The sequence below is a fragment of the Bacillus aquiflavi genome, from assembly GCF_019915265.1.
In the GTDB taxonomy this organism is placed as follows: Bacteria; Bacillota; Bacilli; order Bacillales; family Cytobacillaceae; genus Bacillus_BT; species Bacillus_BT aquiflavi.
Genome location: NZ_CP082780.1, coordinates 1,354,078 through 1,373,531 on the forward strand (window position 1 = coordinate 1,354,078; position 19,454 = coordinate 1,373,531).

A 19,454-nucleotide genomic window follows, 5' to 3' on the forward strand; every position below is an offset into this window, starting at 1 on the left:
AAGAAAAACTTATTAGTAGGTGGCACCAGTGGATAAGAGATATTTTACAATCGGCATGGCAGGCCATATTGATCATGGGAAAACAACATTAACGAAAGCGCTCACTCATATAGATACTGATCGGCTAAAAGAAGAAAAAGAACGGCAAATTTCTATTGAACTTGGCTTTGCCCCATTGTATGAAGATGATGAGTTGCAAATTTCTGTTATAGATGTACCGGGACATGAGCGATTTATTAGGCAAATGATTGCCGGGGTGACAGGCATTGACTTAGTCGTCCTCGTAGTCGCAGCGGATGAAGGAGTCATGCCGCAAACGAAGGAACATCTTGATATTCTTCGTTTTTTAGGAGTTAAAAATGGAATTGTTGCGATTACAAAAATAGATCGAGTCGATGAAGAGTTTATCGAATTAGTAAAAGACGATATTTTCGCTGAATTAACGGGAACGGTGTTTGAAAATGCCCCGTTTGTTCTCGTTGATAGTATTTCAGGGAAAGGAATAGCGCATTTAAAGTCGCTTATTATCGAATCGTTAAAAGATCAGCAAATGCGGGATGCAGGGGGAGCCTTTCGCTTACCGATTGACCAAGTTTTTACTGTGAAAGGTCAAGGTACTGTCGTGAGAGGAACAGTTTTTGAAGGAGTTGTTGCGGAAGGGGAAACGCTAACGATTTTACCGAAAGGATTAATCGGAAGGGTTAGACAAATACAAGTCCATCATAAACAAGCAAATCAAGCTTTTGCAGGGCAACGAACGGCGATTAATTTAACAGGAATCTCTAAAGAAGACATAAAAAGAGGGGATGTCCTCGTTTCATCAGACCATTTTACAGTGACAAACACAATTGATGTTGCTCTTCGTATTGTTGGCGATTTAGATTATATTGTTAAACAACGAATGCCGATTAAATGTCATATTGGCACAGCTGAAGTAATGGGCCGGATTGTTTTCTTTGACCGAAATGAATTGTTAGCAGCTCATGACGAAATTTTGTGTCAGCTACGTTTAGATGAAGAAGTTGTGACAAAGCGCGGCGACAGATTTATTATTCGCCGTCCAAGCCCCCAAGAAACGATAGGAGGCGGCTGGGTAATTGATGCGAGGGGAGAAAAATATCGCTTCGGTAAAAAAACTGTTTCTGAGCTTGAAAAGAAAAAGAAAGGTACACCGAAGGAAAGAATTATTTCTGCATTATTAGAGGAAAAAAGCTTATCTTTTACGCAATTAATAAAACGAGCTGCACTTGAAGAACAGACGTTAAAAGAAAAACTTAAAGATGAAGCATTTATTTTATACAACGGAAGAGAATATACGCTTCAAGCTATCGTTTTAAACATTCAAACAGAAATGAAAGAGCGGCTGGAAACATTTCATAAAGAATACCCGTTAAAGAAAGGGTTAAATAAGGCTGAGTTATTTCAAGGGTTAGAGCTGGATTATCCGAAAGGGCTACTTGAATATGCGGCAGATCAAGCTGTTACCTCAGCTTTATTAGGGAGAGCTGGCCAGTTTCTTTTTCAGGTGGATTTCAAACCGCATGTTCCAAATAACTGGAGGAAACGGACAGAGCATATGCTTGAAAATTTGAAAATAGACGGGATGAAGGTAGAATATTTAAGCAATTATCTCGAAAAGGCAGGAATTCCAGACTTATTAGTTCATGACTTAGTCCGTTTCCTTGAAGAGGAGGAATTGGTCGTTTCGCTTAATGATCAGTTTTATTGGCATGGTGATATTTTCCGCGAAGCCGTAAAAACGTTGCGGAATGGAACTGAAGATGAGTTTACAGTTGGTGAAGCTAAAGATATTCTCGGGCTGTCACGAAAGTATATCATCCCATTTCTGGAACGCCTTGACAGTAAACAATTAACGAAGCGGATAGAAAATAAAAGGAGATGGCAATAGATTTATTTTCCCATGATATATCGGTTTTTAGAGAGCATCAACTGTGGTTTAATCTTCCCTAAAATTTTCCTTTTCATTTTGTACTTGTTTTGAGATAATGGATATATATTCATATAAAAACTAGGAGGCGAATCGTTTGTATTTCTTTGGTGGATTACTTCTATTGTTTATACTGGGTATTTCCATAGCTACTTGGGGGATTCTATCATTATATAATCTATGCATAAAATAAAGAGAATGATTTGTCAACAGTTTGAAAGGAGCCAATTGGCTCCTTTTTTTGGTGCGCCCGGCATGCGCATGAACTATAGGGTGCAAGTCCCGAACCCCGAAGACAGAAGTAGAGGTTAGCCAAGAGCAAGGGTGTCCGTGGTGACATGGAATCTGAAGGAAGCTGGAGGCAAAACACCGATCCGAGGAACACGAATCTCATACAAGGCTAGATATGATTGAGTGAGTTTGCCAAACAAAATAAAGCTCTTTCTGTCGAAGGTCATATCAAGTAAATGAGGCGGATAGATGGTGTGAAAGTGGATGCGCTTACCCGGGGAGGTCTGACAGAAACGTGAAGTTCCCTTCATAACCTACTTGGTGACAAGTAACTGAACTGTCAGAAGTCAGCAGAGGTCATAGTACGAGTTGGTCTAGAACAACTTGGAATATAAATGTCAACATAAATATGTACAATTTCGCTTGTTTAAGAATGTACAAAATTACTCGCTTTCTATTGTAAAATGATCCTTTAAACGATACGAGTCTCCGATCATTGTGACGACTGTCGCATGGTGTAAAATACGATCTAGAATGGCATTTGCTAGTTTGGGTTCCTGAAAAACTTCATCCCATGCTTTAAAATTCACATTGGTCGTTAAGATGGTACTTCGCTTCTCATATCGCATATCAATCAGCTGGAAAAACAGTTTTGCATCTTCTTGCTCAATCGGTAAATAACCGATTTCGTCAATAATTAGTAGTTTATATTTTGTAAAATGCTTTAAACGGGCTTCCAAGCGATTCTCTAGTCGTGCTCGTCTTAAATTTTGAATTAAATCATGGCACTTAATGAAATAGGTGCTCGTCCGTTTCTTTGCTGCCGCAATCCCTATCGCGGTCGCCAAGTGGGTCTTGCCTACCCCACTTGGTCCTAAAAAAACACAATATTCTCATTCTGTTCAATAAAGCGAAGTGTTAAAAAATCTAGAATTTGCTGTTGATTGACTGACGCTTGGAAGGTAAAGTCGAAATCCTTTATTTCCTTCAAATGTGGAAACGCAGCGACTTTCACCATCGATTGAATCATATTTTGTTCCCGTACATCAATTTCATAGTTGGTCAATTTAATTAACGTATCAATGAATGACATCTGGTTCTTTACACCAAAATCAACAACCTCATTTAAATGCACGACCATTTGCTTTAGCTTTAAATACTCCAAATTGCTTAATAGCTGCTGATAATTAGTAGCTGGATTCATGACTTATACACATCTCCAATCGTTGCTAGATTTCTTTTAGCCAATTCATCTATTTCGGGATAGTAAGGGGCCGAAATAACTAGGGTTGCTTTATAATGCGCCTCCTGATAATTTAATTTTGATTTGCCGATTGGATGTTGTGCGATAAGTTTCATGTTATAATAAATCCACAATTGATCATCATACACCTGTAGGCCTACTTTCTTTCCTTGATATTCTGGTGGTACGGAGTACTGGTTTGATTTGTAGGAAATCATGTTCGACGCATTGACTTTTACAAGTGTATGCGTGATGCGATAGGAATCTCTTACATTTTCAGTTGGTAGCTGGAGTAAGTGATTCCTTTCTTTTTTGAATTCAATGATTGGAAGTTTCCCTGTACCTTGGTGAATCTGATGATTCACTCGATTCGCCAGATCCTGTATAAACTGATGCAACTCCTCTAATGTTAATTGACCTTGATAAGCGTGTATTTCATCTATCAGCTTCATGGTTGTTTCTATTTTCCCTTTCGTCCTTGGCCGTCCAGCAATACATGCCCTTACCTTAAAACCAAAGTCTTTTGCGAATTGCTCAAACTTTGCATTCACTTTACCTCTATAATGTTCTCTGTTCTAGCCTCATCCATGACTGTTTTCATATTATCCGTAAGGATTTCCCTAGGAACACCACCAAAGGTTTCAAAGGCTTCTGTTAAAAAGGAAAACAATGTACTTTGTGACTTCGATACACTTAAATGAAATACGCGGAATCTTGAACTAGAAAGAATGAGTGCAGCCACATTGACTTCAACTTTTTCACCATCTTTCGTCTCAAATAAAATGTTTTCTTTCCAATCTAGTTGCGCTTGTTCACCAGGCGGCGTCTCATAACGAACCGTTCCCTTTGGGGAAGCGATGCGCTGATCCTCTTCAAAATAAGCATTAAATTCTGGTGTACGTGCAATATAGGCTCGAAAAGTGGAAGCCCCACAATCAAGGCCATGATTGTCCTTTAAATACTGCCATAGCACTCGTCGATAATAAAACACCTGTTTGGAGTCTTCTGATAACAAAGCAGCAATTACTTCGTAATATTCATCAATTTTTGACGTTCTCTGTCTCGTTTTCTTAGGTACAAAACCATTTAAATATTTATCAATCGTTCGGCGGTCTACCCCTAACTCCTTTGCCAACTTGCTCTTATTAATTTTCATTTTCATATACTCCATTATTTGTTTAAATTTTGGTAAGTCTGAAAGACTATTAATCTCAATATTAACATCAACATTTAGCGATATATACATAACTAGTCACCTCAAGACTAGTATGTAGAATGGAAGCAAGAATGTACATATTTATCCAAGCGTTTTTGTACATATTTAAGATAGCATTTCTAACTTGGAAGGACTGAACAATTAAGAAAGAATAGCCCTTGGCTTTCCAGTTTGGATGAATGAACACAGAAAACAGAGAAACCTCACGCTTAGAAAGTAGTGGTGAATCCCACGAGGGTAAATTGAATAGAACTGCAAAAGTGGAAGGAGTTTGGAATGTCGCTATTTCGTTTTTTACTGAATAGAAAATTAATGATTGGACTATTTGTCATTTTTTATTTTTGTATTTGGTATCATTAGCGTTGCATAAATAAGGACGGAATATTCTGTAAATAGACCAGTGTTATTTTTTGCTAAAAGAACAAGGGCTAAACAAAGGTGCTCTGTTCATTTGGTAAAAATATACATTTAATGCTTAGGTGACAGCAACTGTGTATGTGTTTACGGACTTGCTCTATTATCGAATTTGCGAATCCAAATGTAAGCAGGCTTCCAAAGTGCTGCCTTTAACCAACGACTAATCCGGAGTAGGCTTTTTTTGCTTTTCATCTCCAGTTGGATTAGAACATTTAGACAGTAGGCAATGAGTGCAAGATAAATTTGATTCTGAATCGCTGTTTCACCCATACCATAAAAGTGTTTGATCTTTACATGCTGTTTTAGCCATTTAAAAAACAGTTCAATCGCCCAACGTTGACGATAAATTTCGCTGACTTCGTCAGGTTCTAAATCGAAACGATTCGTTATTAACCTAAGAATGTTTCCTTTTGTGTCCTCAACTTCAAGGAGGCGGAAGACATTCTCTGTACGATTTTGAGTAGAGCCAATGTAAACCATTCTATCTGATAGAACAGTAGACTTTTCAGGAACCGAAAAGGATTCTACCTCACGAATGACGGCGTTTTTCTTTAATCTTGATACAAAGAAGTAGCCATCATCCATCATTCGATCGAACCCGTTCGTAATCAACATATCCGCGGTCAAACACATACATGGCTTCCTTATCATCAACGAGAATTTCCAATTGATTTCTGTCATGTTCTTTGGCTGTTGTAATTACTGCTTTTTCAGGGTATACAGTATCATTATTCATGAACACAAGTCGCAAATGCAGCTTGACACCAGCTTTTGTTTTGCGGAATTTTGCCCACTTATAATTCGTCAGGTTTAATGGAAGTGTACTGGAGTCGATGATTTTTAATGGCATATGCTTTCCGTTTTTAAAGTGAATTTCTTTTATTTGGTGCACAAGCTCCAAAAATAATCGGGAAAGAATAGCTGGATTGACTTCATTGTTTTTTCTTGATAATTGAGATTTACTGATTGATTCAAAACCTAAGGCTTTTTGAAGTTGATCATGAATCAGTGCGTCACTCATTTCTTCCAGACTCTCGAATCCTTGTAATTGAGCAAGCAACATAAGCTTTATGTAGGCTACAGTTGTCATTTTTTTCGTATAATGATCTTGCTTACTTTCTTCTACTTGTTCAAAAAGTATTTTTTTGAGTTTATAGGTGTTATCCATTTACCAAATGATGATTTTAGTGTATTCTTGTCCATATCGGTTATCCTTTACTATTGGATTTGGACAGGGAATCACCTGTACTTCCATTGTAAAGGATTTTTTATTGCTTGAAAATTAATTACTAACTATTAGGGATCTTCATAACTTTCAATATTCATTAATGCAACGCTAGTGATTTGGTATGTATCCTTTAAAGAAGCTTGATAAAGAACTTTTGCCAAGCGTATCATTTGATCATACAATAGTCGTTGTTGAGATAAAGGATATGCCGGCAACAGATGTAGAACAATTTGTAAGTAAACCGATTGAACAAGTCTTAACCGGAATTAGTGGAAACGACGTCAACAATAGGAAACAGTACAGCTTTAATTGAGATAGAGGAAGGAAGAGGCGACGAAGTTACGAAAGAAATTGAAACAGCTGTTCATGATTTAAAGGGCAAGCTGCCAGCTGATATTTCTGTTACCCAATTTTCCACAAACCAATCGTATGAATTTTTTATGGATTTATCTAGGAAAAAATGATGGATGAGATGTCTAATTTCGCAAAAAAATGTAATCAAATTACGACTTGAAGCATTACCTGAGGTTCGCGAAGTTCAATTAGTTGGTTTAGAAGAAAAGGAAATAGTCATTGAGCTTAAAGCGGATAGGTTAGAGGAGTTAGGTATGATTCTATTGATGGTATAACAGAAAACGTGCTTTACGGTGGGATTAATTCACACATATGTTGTTGATAGCTGAATTTTGCTTACCGCCGGATTTTCATGGTATTATTTCACTGTTAGGCAAAATCCGAATGATCAAAGTTCATCAATGCTTATAAGAATGCTCGTTCTCGATCGATAAAAAGACACTTTCCATACATTAGATCAGAAAAAGTAGCAAAAGCACAACGAATTCTGTCTAAACGTAAGAAAGGTTCTGTACGTTGGAATAAGTAACGCATAGTAGTGGCTAAATCGCAAGAAAAAGCAGCAAACCGATGTCTGAATTTTCTTCACCGCAAATCAAAAGAGTTAGCTTCTAGCTTCCAGTGATCGAGGACTTAAACATCTTAAGCCCTTCACTTTGGAAGCGTTTATGACAATGTGGTTGGGGTAAGTTACTACTTTTTAGAGTACAAGCTAAAAGAACAAGGGAAACAACTAGTAAAAATTGATAAGTGGTTCCCTTCCACGAAGAAACGTTCCTGCTGTGGTGCAGAAAAACCTATGAAACTATCTGAACGTACATATTAATGTTCTTGCCGTTACGTAGCAGATCGGGACAATCATTGAGCAATCAATATCAAAAAAGAAGGATTACGCTTATTAGACTTATCATAGAAGCAAAAACTTGGAGCTAGAGGATTAGCTCGGTCATTTTTTGCTAGTAAAAGTAAGTAGAGAAGCCCCTACTTTAATCAGCTTGTAAGAGCGATAAGTGGTGAGTAGTTCATATTAGCATGTCCATAAAGGGATGATCGTGATTTGGGTGAGTATCGATCTCTGAATGATATGAAGGTGATAATAATGGAAAAGGAAAAATTAGTGCAAACGGTAGATTCTAAATATATTCAGCAGCATTTAGCAAATGAACGTACATATTTGGCATGGGTTCGTACTGCGATTGCGATTATTGGTCTCGGGTTTCTGATCACGAATGTACATTTCTCACTCAAGCCTTTCTTTAGTCAAACGGGCGATATGTTGGCAAATATTATCGGAATTATATCTGTTATTTTCGGGGTTGTGACGATTTTAATATCAACCTATAGTTATTTTAAAAAGCTCAAAACCATTAATGAACAAACATTTAAAGCTTCTAAGCTTTTTGTCGGAATACTATCGACTCTCTTAATCGTCATCATCCTTATTTTCGCTGTTTATTTGTTCTTTATTATATAAAAAAGTTGCAATGACGAAATGAACGCTCCAAAAACGAGAGGGCACTGGAAAAGTCCTTAAAGGGATTTCATAGCGAGTAAGTGAGCGACTTGTCCTTCATCTACTCGCCTTTTTGGAACCCGTTGATTTCCGTTTCAGGCGGACGCTTTCCGCGGGCGGGCGAGGCGTCGCCGCCTTCCACTCCAATCAACTAGTGTCATTACCATGAAAAGTATTTCTTTCCTCTAAAAAATGTCCTTTTTCCTGTCTACTAAAATAAAGTAAATGCAGGTGGTGCTCTCCATAATTTCAACCTAAGAAACGCTCAATTGAAGTCCATATATGGCAATTTGTGATCTCCTCATGCCAAAAAGATAACAGGCTTCGTCAAATGAATGAATTTGGCGATTTTTCGTTTATATGAGAAGAGCTAAAAACGAAAATTGGATAATGGTCGAATTGAAATTCCTTCTATCCAGATGTTCAAGTATTGATTATGAAAGGCGATTCATGTTCTTTTCCAGTGCGATTTCAACAGTTTTCCCAATTAACATATCTAATAGTCCGACATCTTTTAGACGCAGTCGACGAAATTTTGTCAGGGAACTTAGATCGATAACGTCATCTTCTGGTGCCATATGTAAGAAGGATTTAAAGGACCTATCGTATTGCGAACGCTCTACTAAATCAACGCCTGATACATATGCCACATATACAAAAGCACGGTATAATCAAAAGTCACCAAAAGAATTCTTACAAGAGAAATCAAAATGTTAGAAAAGAAGAAGACAAGTTCGAATACAATAAGGATGCGGGTCGATTTGCTGTAAAGCCGGGCTTTTAGCAGTTCGAAAGGCACTGATTGGTAAACAAAAAACCAAGTAGAGACACACTATTTTTGGAGATTGAAAAATGCAAGATATGACCATCTCAGTAAAATAGGAATAATGTACCGGCTTTATAACTATTGATTATAGGTATTATTATATATTTACTGTTTTGTTATTAACTGTATACAATGAATGTGTAAAATATTCCTAGTTTCATATGGAGGTGGGGGTTACACTAAATTTTTTGCGGAAACTAAGAAGTCACAGAAGTCTTGGGAGCAGTTTTTAATTTTAAAGAGGGAGGAATAAACTTGAAGAAACTTGCTTTTTTATTATCGTTGTTATTAATCGTTGTTCCAACTCAAGGTTTTGCCCAAAGTTCTTCAGATAATCATGTAAGTAAAGACCAGATTGATAAAATTTTATCAATCTATCAAAACGTATCAAAACAAGAGATCATGAAGGAAATTAATCAAACTTCTAAAGCTTTAGGCATCAGTAAGGGGAAAGTTGCTGATCAAATGTATTCAGAGTTGAAAGAACAGCAAGATTTAGCTGCTAAAGAAGAACCGATCCGGATTGCTAGCCCTGGATCTGGCGGTACGACAGTTATTGATTCTAGTACAAAAGGCAACATTTTTTATGAGACAGCGGCAACTGCTTTAATCGAACACGGCCATGTAGGGATGTACTATACTGCTGATACTTTAGTAGAGTCAGTGCCTTCTTACGGGGTGCGGTCATTAAATCGCTCAAACAAAAAAGTAGGTGAAGGTGCGAGAATTATGACTGTTTCCAACACAACATCAACAGAAAAAAATAGTTCTGCAAATTGGGCTTACAATAGAATTGGAGAGAGCTACTCTTATAACTTTGCAACGAATCGTTTAACGTCTTGCACGGGTGATAAAAATTGCTCTAAATTAGTTTGGTGTGCATGGAAAAATGTAACAGGACTAGATTTAGATTCTAACGGAGGTCTCGGTGTATATCCAAAAGATATAAGAGACCATAGTCGAGTCACTGCGATCAAATATTACTAAATAGTAGAAAAAAGGAGGAATCTAGCATTCCTCTTTTTATACTTCTTAATAAAGGAAGGGTAAAAATGACGGGTAAAAGGAAAAGCATCGCAGCCTTGATTGCTGTTTTTGTTGTATTGGCGGGAGGGATTTGCTTTTTTTTCTTTAAGTTTGGAGGGCATTCTGCTGTTACAAAAAAAGTGGATCTCAATCAGCCTTTTGCTAGTATCATCTATTCATCCTCAGCTGTTGTAGGTGAAGGTGAGAGCCATACTATTTTTGTGAACAAAGAAGGCAAGATTTATGATATTAAAGGTGAAGGTGTAGAATCAAATGCAAATGCATTAATCGAAACAAAAGATCATCTAATTATGAATGAGAAGACAAGTGTAAACACGATAAATAAAAAAACGAATGCCATTCATTCAAATCGCAGTACTTGTGAGATTTATTCAGGATATGGTCAATCTGCAGGTTTTTTGGATGATAAAAATATTTATTATGCAATTTTTAATCAAGGATATAAAGATGATTTTGAAAGCTATCGCTCAACTATTAGATGGGGAATGAACAGTAAAAATAGTTGTAAAGATATTGAAGAATATATCATCACACAAGGAAATGATGGTCAAAAGATTTTCCTTATGACAACTGATTTAGAGCAGGATGGGGCAGAAAACTTATATTTAATGACGCTTGAATTAAATGGTGAAAAGCTAAAGCAAAAGAAAACGTTACTAAGTGAAGCGAGTATTGAAATTCCGTTTTCTAACTTATTAGAATATAAAAATTCACTTTTCTTTACATACTATCATAAACAATCGGATAAAAGCTTTATTAAGTTGTTAGAGATTCATAAGCAAGACGCCGTCATCATTAACGATTATATTTTAAAAGAATACTTACCTAGCGAAGATCCTACATATTATCCATTTAACATGAACAGTTCTACAATAGTTGGCAACCAGCTTTACTTTGTCGATGGCTTTGGAAATGTTTATTCCTTTCACCTAGATTCAAAAGAAGTGAACCGGCAGTTTTCCTTTTTAGATTATGAAAGAGATGAATATTACTATGACGAATTTATTTATTTAAAAAACGACGACTTATACTTTTTTCATTACGACCGTGCTCTGAATACACATATGATCGATCAATATTCACTAAATGGGGAAAGGGTAGCGAGAGTAAAAGTACCTGATTTAAAGCAAGTTATTTCACAAGGCTTAACCGAGCAATTCATCTATGATTTTAAAGTGATTGATTAAAAACGGTCAGCACGTAGCTAAAGATGATCAGTTACGCTGTTTTGGCTTAGAATGCTTTACGTGTTACATATTTCATACTTTAAAATAAAGATCTGCCCTTCGTTTGATGGGCAGTCATATTATAGATAAAAAATTCCGAAAGACTGCTTGAATACACCTGTCAGTTGAAGCGCTAAGCAATGAGGCAGAAGCGATCGTCTGTTAACAGTCAGCCCGCCCATTCGTTTGATGGGCGGGCTATATTTATCTCGTTAATTATTCATAATCGTTGGAAGCCAAAGGACAAGATCTGGCCAGTAAGTAATCATAAGAAGGGAGGCAAGTGAAACAATTAAAAACGGCCAAATTGCTTTTGTTAATTGTTCAAGCTTTACTTGACCGAGTGCTGATGCAATATATAGCCCAGCACCTACCGGCGGAGTTAATAAACCAATTGTTAAATTTAGACAAATAATGACCCCAAAGTGGACAGGATCAATATTAAAATTAGCCAGCAACGGCGTGAAAATCGGAACTAGTATAATAAGAGCAGCAATTCCATCCATAACCATCCCTATTAATAGTAAGAATATGTTTACTAATAAGAGAAAAATAATTGGATTTTCTGTAAGAGATACCATCCATTCAGCAATTGCTTGTGGAATTTGTTCAAAAGACAGCATCCAGCCGAATAAATTTGCCATAGCAATTAGCATTGTAATTGTCGCAGTAGTAATGGTTGTGTTAATTATCACTTTAGGAAGATCTTTAATTGTTAATTCCCGATAAAAAAAGAACCCGATTAACAGTGCGACAACACAGGCAATGGCAGCTGATTCAGTCGGTGTGAAAATTCCGCTTAATATCCCAGCAATAATAATAACAGGTACTAATAAAGCAGGGATCACTTCAATGAATGAACGTCCTATTTTACTCAGACTGGCTCTTTCTGAACTTTGCCATTGCTGTTTTTTTCCTGTATAAGCGATAAGTAAAATAATACTAAGTCCAAGAATCAAGCCAGGTAAAATGCCTGCCAAAAACATCGTTCCAATTGATGCCCCGGATGAAACACCATAAATAATGAAGAGCATACTTGGAGGGATAATCGGTCCAAGCAGTCCGGCTGCTGCGGTTGTCGAAGCACTGAACTCTCTTGAATATCCTTCCTTTTCCATTGCTGGAACCATTGTTCTGCTCATCATCGCAATTTGCGCAGTTGCCGAACCGATAATGGATGCTAAAAGCATATTAGAAACAACGTTTACATATGCCAAACCGCCTCTAAAGTGTCCAACGATTGTTTTTGAAAAATGAATCAGTCTTTTCGTAATGCCGCCTGAGTTCATTAACTCTCCAGCAAGCATAAATAACGGAATTGCCAGTAATCCATAGCTTTCAAGCCCTGAATATAGGCGCTGTGGAGCTGTAGGCAGCAGTCCTAAATTATTACTTAAAATGATATATGAAATTGTTGTAATTCCAAGTACAAAAGCGATAGGCACTTGAAGTAAAAGCAAGATAATGAAGATGATCAATGCTGCCAGCAAATGTTACGCCTCCTTTTCTTGACGGAATTTTTTGATTAGTAAATCTAGAGAGTGAATAAAGATAAAAAAGAAGCTGACAGGAACGCTTAAATAAGCAATGATCATTGGCATCTGCATCGAATTGGATTTTTGCAATAAGACTGTAGGCGACGAAAGCCAAATAACTGACAAGTAGAAAATATATACAACGAACAATAATAAAGCTAAAATACTGATTGCCATTAAAATCATTCTTAATTTCCCATGAAACTTGTCCATAAAAAGTGTAATTACAGCAGACTTTTGGCTTTTAATCCCCATGCTCCCGCCGATGAAAGTAAGCCAGACGAGCGAAAAAATAGCCGTTTCTTCTGACCATGTTAAAGGAGCATTTAAAGCGTACCGAAAGACAACTCCTGCAAAAAGCGAGCTAAGCATTAACGTGCATAATATAATCGCTAAGAGCTTTTCAATGTTAAAAACCAAGTTACTTATTTTGTGAATGAAATTCATACTGCCTCCTCCATTATTCAAGCGACTCTATAAATGATTTAATAATCGGAGATTGTTGTTGATATTTTTCTTGAATTTCCTTTTTAATAGCAGCAAATGAACTGATATCAGATAGTTCTTCTACCTCTACACCAGCCGCTTTAAGCTTTTCAAGATTCTCCTCTTCACGTTTAATTGCTTCCTCGACCCCCCAATCAACTGCTGTTTTAATCGCTTCGTTCACAATATGTTGATCTTCTTTTGACAAGCTTGAGTACGATTGTTTACTCATGACAATGACTGCTGGAAATGTCATATGATTTGTTAACGTTAATTGCTTCGCGTTCTCATAATATTTTTCAGTTACTAGCGCATCTAAATCAATATCAATTCCATCAATGACACCAGTTTGAAGTGACGTATAAACTTCCGGAAGCGGCATTGCAGTAGGACCTGCTCCAGTAGCCTTCCAGAAATCTTGAATGATTGGGCTTCCGATAATTCTTACTTTTTTACCTTTAAGATCATGGGGCGATGAAATATGATCATCTTTCAATAAAATGTGGCGATTACCGACAAAAATAAAATCTAAACCAACTAACCCTTGGTCTTCCAGCTCTTTTAACATTTCGCGTGCTGCCTCAGATTGTCTAGCCTTATTAGCTTCATCTAAGTTTTTAAATGTAAAAGGTAAAAACCACGCATTTAAAGATTCTTGACGTGTACTCATATAGGCGTTCGTTAAAAATCCAAAATCAATTGATCCCGTTTCAAGCTGTTGCACCATATCTTTTTCTTGTCCTAATTGGGATGCAGGATAAATTTCAAGCTTCATTCTCCCGTTTGACAGCGATTCAAGCTCTTCGCCAAATTTCTCTGCGGTTTTGTGCCATATATGATCTTTTTGCGTCACATGAGAAACCTTAAATGTGTAGGCTGAATTCTCATTGTTTGATGATTCAGTTTTCTTTGAGTTGTTTCCACAGCCTGTGATCGTGAAAGTAAGGACTACAAAAAAAAAAAGAGCTAGCAATTTTGTGTAAGTTGTTTTCATGTAAAATTCCCCCCTTTGTTGTGAAAGTGTTTTCAATTATCAATAGCTTAATAGGCAGGATAAATAGATTATATTTATGTGCGATATCGCTGAAATCCTGCAATCCCCGTTTACATTATCGAAATAGTGAATTCAATTCACTTTTATTATAACGGGATCGAATTGATTGTCAAAAAAAATTTAGAAAATTTATTTTATTTGAAAATTTTACAATTCAATATGTAAGATGAATAATCGAAGGTGGATGTCTGTTTTTAACGTTAAAGGAATGAGGGCGTGCTATTTTTAATCAATAAAGCCAACAAATCGAAGGAGATTGTTGGCTTTAGACTGTAAAAATGATTGGGGAAATAATCCAATATTTACTTTGCGCTTTTATCTTTTTGATAACCGAAAATGTTAGAAATCTCGGTTGACATGTTTAGCAAATATGCAGCAGTTTTGCTTTCAATTGTTTGTGGAATATGCTGAGAAAATCCAACAACGGTTATTGCACCGAGCAAACTAGCACTGTAGTTAAACAAAGGAATAGAAATAGATGATACGAATGGGACAAGAGGTTCCTTTGCAAAAGCAATGTGATTTTTTTTAATCTCTTGCGTTTCTTGTTCAAATAACATTTGCTCTTCATTAGATAGTAGATTTAATTCATTTGTTTTCCATTCTTTTATAAGAGCTTGATCGTTAAATACCGAAAATATTTTCCCTGAAGATGACAAAATAGGTAATTTAGTTCCTATTTGTGCACCGATATTTAAGCCTTGACTTGAACTCCAAATATTAGCAATCACAGGACCTTCATATGTCCATACGGCTAATAGTGAAGTTAATGAAGTATTTCGGCTTATTTCTTGTAAATATGGCGTTACTTTACTAATCGTATCTTGGTGACCAATCGCTGCCACACCATATTCAATTAGTTTACTTCCAAGTATGTATGTTCCTTCTCTTTTATCTCGATGTAGAAGGCCTAAATGTGTTAACGTATTTAAATATTTATAAAGGTTACTTTTGGTAATATTAGACAATTCCTGTATGTCAGAAAACTTTAGCGGTTGTTCCTGTGACGCGATTAACTCGACAATGCTCATACCTAATTGAAGTGATTGAATCATAGAATTATTTTTTTTCTCATTAACCATTCTTTTATTCTCCTCGATAAGATCAAATTTTCCTCAGTATATCAGAGAAAAGCGTTTCCATCCAAAAGTTGAGAAAAATAACAATAAAAATAGTCTCCTTATTATGGTAAAAGAACATGTAAATGTTCATTTGGAACGAGGACGATCATTAAAAAATTTGAAAATATTTACTTTAAATATATATTTTAATACAAACTAAATAACACGGATCGATTCTTTATAAAAAGTGACAATTTAATGACCAAAATGTTCTCTTGATCGGTTTAGGCTTGAACTGATGATAATTCTTAAAAATCCCCTTTATCACAAGCTCCAAGCAGGTTTAACACTGTCAATATGTTTAAAAACTGTCGCTTAGATTTTACAGATTCATCACAATTTAATTCTATACTAAAGGCGTTAAGTAAATACAACAAACTTCATGGATGGAGGGGGAAGAGATGAACTTTCCTGTCGTTGAATTCCCGTGGCTTGGAAATGGAACAGTAATTGCTATTATTGCAATTATTCACGTAATTGTTAGCCATGGAGTAGCTATCGGGGCTTCGACCTTAATGGTATCCCTCGAATATAGGGGGATGAAAACGAACAATGAAAAGCTTGATGGAGTGGCGCGGAAGTTTAGTAAATGGATACTAATCATAACGACCACAGTTGGTGCGATAACAGGGGTTGGAATTTGGTTCTCTACAACTGTCATCCAACCAGATTCAATCGGTTCATTACTGAGAATTTTCTTTTGGGCATGGTTTGCAGAATGGATCGTCTTTATAACAGAAGTGGTTCTTTTAATCATTTATTTCTACACATGGGATAAATTTAAAGGAGCTAAAAAGGTTATTCATAACCGAATTGGTTGGGCGCTTGTCATCTTTTCATGGTTGACTGCAGCCATTATTACTGGAATTTTATCAGCAAAATTAACTCCAGGAAAATGGACAGAAACATTATCATTCTGGAATGCATTTTTCAATCCAACTTACATGCCGTCTCTAGCTTTTAGAACGTTTATTGCTTTAATGTTAGCGGTTGCATTAATTGCCTTTCTTATTAATATTTTTATCAAGGATAAGGATTTACAAAAAGAGGTTTATAAAGTATTTAGTTTTTGGACAGCCATCTCCTTGCCAGCTATCTTAATAACTGGTGCCTGGTATTTGGCCAACATTCCACAAGAAGCTTATGACCTTGTCGTTTGGTCAACTGGAATGAGCGAAAACATGTTTAAAATCGTTAATCTTCTTGGTCTTGCTGCTTTTCTTATTTTTGCATTTTGGATGGCGAAATCACCCAAGAAAGTACCGCTTATTTTATCACTTGGAGTATTGGTTGCTTCAATGGGATTCATTGCAGAGTTTGAAATGGTACGCGAATCTGTTCGTAAACCGTATATCATTTATAACTATATGTATGCCAACGGTACACTGGCGAAAGATAAGGAACAGTATAAAGAAGAAGGATATTTGGCAAACTCTACTTTTGCAAAGGTGAAGGAAGTAACAGAAGAAAATAAAATGGAAGCTGGCCGTGAATTGTATAAAGGTCAATGTTTAGTTTGTCACACTGTCGATGGTTGGAGAGATAAACGCGCATTTTCTAATCGTCTTAACGGCTGGACAGAGGATTCAATAGCAAATTATATTACAACCCTTCATGAGACAAGATATTTTATGCCTCCATTTATGGGAACAGATGAAGAACGTAAGGCATTAGCACATTACTTGTATAATGTTGTCAATGAAGAAAATCAATCAACAGCAATGGAGGGGGATCAATAATGTGGCAATTAGGGTCGATTATACCGAAAGATATTGAATTAGTGATCCCAGGAAATATTGGTTTTTTTGAAATCTTACTTGTTATTAGCTTTTTACTTCACATTTTATTTGTTAACATTACAGTCGGTTCTTCATCCCTTGCTGTTTTTCAAGAAATAAAAGGGATCGTTAAGAAAGATAAAAAATACGACAACTTAGCTTTCCAATTAGCAACACATGCATCGATAATGAAAAGTATTGCTGTTGTAATTGGGGTAGCGCCGTTATTAATTATTAGTGTTATTTACACACAATATTTTTATCCATCAACATTATTAATTGGTAAGGCTTGGTTGTCACTTATTATTCTATTAATCGCTGCTTTTCTCATTTTATATTTATATAAATTTAGTTGGGATAAAATGGGCGGAGGAAAAAAGAAACTACACGTTTTAATTGGTGCAACTGGTAGTTTACTATTACTATTTGTTCCACTCATTTTCATTGTGAACGTTGTCTCAATGCTTTATCCAGAAATGTGGGAAGGCTCAAAAGGATTTTTCCATGGTTTAGTATACTATCCACAAATTTGGCAAAGATATTTCCACTTTATTTTAGCAAGCTTTGCCGTTGCAGGATTTTATCTATACTTTTGGAATGCACGAGCTGAGAGAAAAATTGCTGATAGAGCGGGCATGACGAAAGAAGAAAAAGCAGAAGTCGTTAAAGATGGCAAAAAGTTTGGTGTAAAAGTAATGCTTTGGACAACATTACTTCAATTAGTAGCAGGAACTGTTTTATTAATGAGTTTTGAACGCGATATTATGATGCTTTATATGGGAGATAGTGCTTTACTAACAGGACTGCTAATAGGTTCAATCTTTATCACTCTATTACTTTCTTTCTTCTTATATTTATTGTTAAAGCATGATAAAAGAAAATACTTTATTTTATCTATGACTACTTTCGTTCTTGTTCTTGGTTTAATGGGATGGATGCGCCACGAATTGCGTGAATCCTACTTAGAACCGTATAAGGCTGATAACGTAAGAACAACTTCTATAGAAGTAAGCGAATAAGAGAATGAAAAAATAATAACGACAAACACAGCATCTGTCTATAAACATGATAGATGCTGTTTATTTTTTGATAGCTATGTTATCTAACACGATGATTTATTAGAAAGACCTTTTTCTAAAGTAGAAAAGCGTATGAGGTCACTATCTCATAAGAATCAACAAAATAAAGTCTGTTAAAACTTTGTTTCAATTTTGCTTTGTGAGTGAGACTTACTATTTTCCCCCTTTTTCATATTTGCAAGAAAGACGCCAAAAAGCGTTATACATCCGCCAATTATCGTAAGCTGAGTTGGTGATTCACCGAGCCAGATCCAAGAAATTATAAATGCAAGAGCAGGAATTAAATAAAGGGAGCTTGTCGCTTCAGAAGCCCCGACACGACTTGTAACATAGGCTAAAGCGATATAAGCAATTACAGTTGGAAAGATTCCTAAGTAAACGACATTCAAGGTCACTTTAAACGGAGCTGCCATTATTTCCTCACCAAGTCCAGGAAGAAATATAAGCATAAACAACGTTCCAGCCCAGAGACAATAAGTCGTAAATGCAAGTGATCCATATTTTTTTAAATAAGGCTTTTGAAAGGCAAAATAAATACTCTCGACAAAAGCGGCAATAAGAACGAATAATGCCCCGCTATTCAAATGAAGGTGATCTGAAGAGCCGAGGGAAATGAAGGCAACGCCTAATAAACTAACGACTGCGCCAATCCAAGCCGATATTTTTAATCGTTCTTTGAAAAAGAATAACGATAATAGAGCAGTAAAAATGGGCGCTGTTGAAATAATTAAACTAGCGGCACCAGCGCTCACTGTCATTTCTCCATAGTTTAAAGCTGTATGATAGGCAGCAAAGCCGAATCCCCCAAGAAGCAAAATCATCGGAATATCTTTTATATGTGGCAGCCTCATGCGCGTAATAAGAGCGAAAATGACAAGAGCGAGAGATCCAACAAGAAGACGCAGTAAAGTTAAATGCAAAGGGCTATATGCTTCTAAGCCAATTCGAATCGCTGGAAATGCCGAAGCCCAAAGAAAAAAATAGTTATGCTGTACCCTATAAATACTGACGGTGTTTTTTTTTTTTCTCTTTCATGATTTATTTAACACTTCCTTAAAAAAATTTCGCATTTTGCATTTCGTTATGACTTGTTTCCACCTAAATAGCAATCGTTTCATTTTTCGAGGAAAAAAAACTTTTTTTTCTTTTTAT

At 36.2% G+C, this 19,454-nt stretch carries 14 protein-coding genes and 5 pseudogenes; 10 read left to right on the top strand and 9 right to left on the bottom strand.

The genetic code is table 11. The annotated features are described in order from the left end of the window. The first annotated feature begins 55 nt into the window (after positions 1-55). Complete coding sequence (gene selB / locus K6959_RS06730; protein ID WP_262421964.1) at positions 56-1,909, top strand: selenocysteine-specific translation elongation factor; 1,854 nt, start codon at positions 56-58, stop codon at positions 1,907-1,909. Between the two features lie 713 nt (positions 1,910-2,622). Here the strand turns inward: selB and istB are convergent. The 3 pseudogenes from istB to K6959_RS06745 all read right to left on the bottom strand — a co-directional run bounded on the left by istB (position 2,623) and on the right by K6959_RS06745 (position 6,258). Then, positions 2,623-3,383: pseudogene (gene istB, locus K6959_RS06735) on the bottom strand (IS21-like element helper ATPase IstB). Then, a pseudogene (gene istA, locus K6959_RS06740) lies at positions 3,380-4,668 on the bottom strand (IS21 family transposase). Before istA ends, istB begins: the two co-directional pseudogenes overlap by 4 nt. 471 nt (positions 4,669-5,139) lie before the next feature. After that, positions 5,140-6,258, bottom strand: a pseudogene (locus K6959_RS06745) (IS4 family transposase). A gap of 146 nt (positions 6,259-6,404) precedes the next feature. On the opposite strand from K6959_RS06745, the gene K6959_RS06750 reads away from it, so the two are divergent. From K6959_RS06750 to K6959_RS06765, 5 genes and pseudogenes are all read left to right on the top strand, one after another. Next, positions 6,405-6,596, top strand: coding sequence for a hypothetical protein (locus tag K6959_RS06750; protein ID WP_163243127.1), 192 nt, complete (start codon positions 6,405-6,407; stop codon positions 6,594-6,596). Continuing rightward, complete coding sequence (locus K6959_RS06755; protein ID WP_163243128.1) at positions 6,553-6,747, top strand: hypothetical protein; 195 nt, start codon at positions 6,553-6,555, stop codon at positions 6,745-6,747. The genes K6959_RS06750 and K6959_RS06755 overlap by 44 nt, the downstream gene beginning before the upstream one ends. A gap of 3 nt (positions 6,748-6,750) precedes the next feature. Beyond that, complete coding sequence (locus K6959_RS06760) at positions 6,751-6,912, top strand: hypothetical protein (RefSeq protein WP_163243129.1); 162 nt, start codon at positions 6,751-6,753, stop codon at positions 6,910-6,912. Between the two features lie 185 nt (positions 6,913-7,097). After that, positions 7,098-7,502: pseudogene (locus K6959_RS18890) on the top strand (zinc ribbon domain-containing protein); the annotation flags it as partial. Positions 7,503-7,736: 234 nt separating this feature from the next. Beyond that, on the top strand, positions 7,737-8,111 hold the full coding sequence (locus K6959_RS06765) for a YidH family protein (RefSeq protein WP_163243130.1): 375 nt from the start codon (positions 7,737-7,739) through the stop codon (positions 8,109-8,111). 488 nt (positions 8,112-8,599) lie between these two features. On the opposite strand, the pseudogene K6959_RS06770 reads toward K6959_RS06765, so the two are convergent. Next, positions 8,600-8,791, bottom strand: a pseudogene (locus K6959_RS06770) (transposase); the annotation flags it as partial. A gap of 440 nt (positions 8,792-9,231) precedes the next feature. Here K6959_RS06770 and K6959_RS06775 point away from each other — a divergent pair. After that, entirely contained in the window at positions 9,232-9,963 is a 732-nt protein-coding gene (locus K6959_RS06775; protein WP_163243131.1) for a hypothetical protein, read from the top strand. Between the two features lie 65 nt (positions 9,964-10,028). After that, positions 10,029-11,210, top strand: coding sequence for a hypothetical protein (locus tag K6959_RS06780; RefSeq protein WP_223087982.1), 1,182 nt, complete (start codon positions 10,029-10,031; stop codon positions 11,208-11,210). Between the two features lie 251 nt (positions 11,211-11,461). On the opposite strand, the gene K6959_RS06785 is transcribed toward K6959_RS06780, so the two are convergent. From K6959_RS06785 to K6959_RS06800, 4 genes are all read right to left on the bottom strand, one after another. Further along, entirely contained in the window at positions 11,462-12,739 is a 1,278-nt protein-coding gene (locus tag K6959_RS06785; RefSeq protein ID WP_163243133.1) for a TRAP transporter large permease, read from the bottom strand. A gap of 3 nt (positions 12,740-12,742) precedes the next feature. Further along, positions 12,743-13,231, bottom strand: coding sequence for a TRAP transporter small permease (locus K6959_RS06790; protein ID WP_223087985.1), 489 nt, complete (start codon positions 13,229-13,231; stop codon positions 12,743-12,745). A 13-nt stretch (positions 13,232-13,244) separates the two neighbouring features. Beyond that, entirely contained in the window at positions 13,245-14,264 is a 1,020-nt protein-coding gene (locus tag K6959_RS06795; RefSeq protein WP_223087986.1) for a TRAP transporter substrate-binding protein, read from the bottom strand. Positions 14,265-14,626: 362 nt separating this feature from the next. After that, positions 14,627-15,406, bottom strand: coding sequence for an IclR family transcriptional regulator (locus tag K6959_RS06800; RefSeq protein WP_163243136.1), 780 nt, complete (start codon positions 15,404-15,406; stop codon positions 14,627-14,629). A 440-nt stretch (positions 15,407-15,846) separates the two neighbouring features. Between K6959_RS06800 and K6959_RS06805 the strand changes: the two genes are divergently transcribed. After that, on the top strand, positions 15,847-17,184 hold the full coding sequence (locus K6959_RS06805) for a c-type cytochrome (protein WP_223087988.1): 1,338 nt from the start codon (positions 15,847-15,849) through the stop codon (positions 17,182-17,184). After that, the gene (locus tag K6959_RS06810; RefSeq protein ID WP_163243138.1) at positions 17,184-18,242 is read left to right on the top strand and encodes a cytochrome ubiquinol oxidase subunit I; all 1,059 of its coding nucleotides are present in this window, start codon (positions 17,184-17,186) and stop codon (positions 18,240-18,242) included. The genes K6959_RS06805 and K6959_RS06810 overlap by 1 nt, the downstream gene beginning before the upstream one ends. A 173-nt stretch (positions 18,243-18,415) precedes the next feature. Here the strand turns inward: K6959_RS06810 and K6959_RS06815 are convergent, their stop codons facing one another. After that, entirely contained in the window at positions 18,416-19,306 is an 891-nt protein-coding gene (locus K6959_RS06815) for a DMT family transporter (RefSeq protein WP_223088331.1), read from the bottom strand. Between the last annotated feature and the right edge of the window lie 148 nt (positions 19,307-19,454).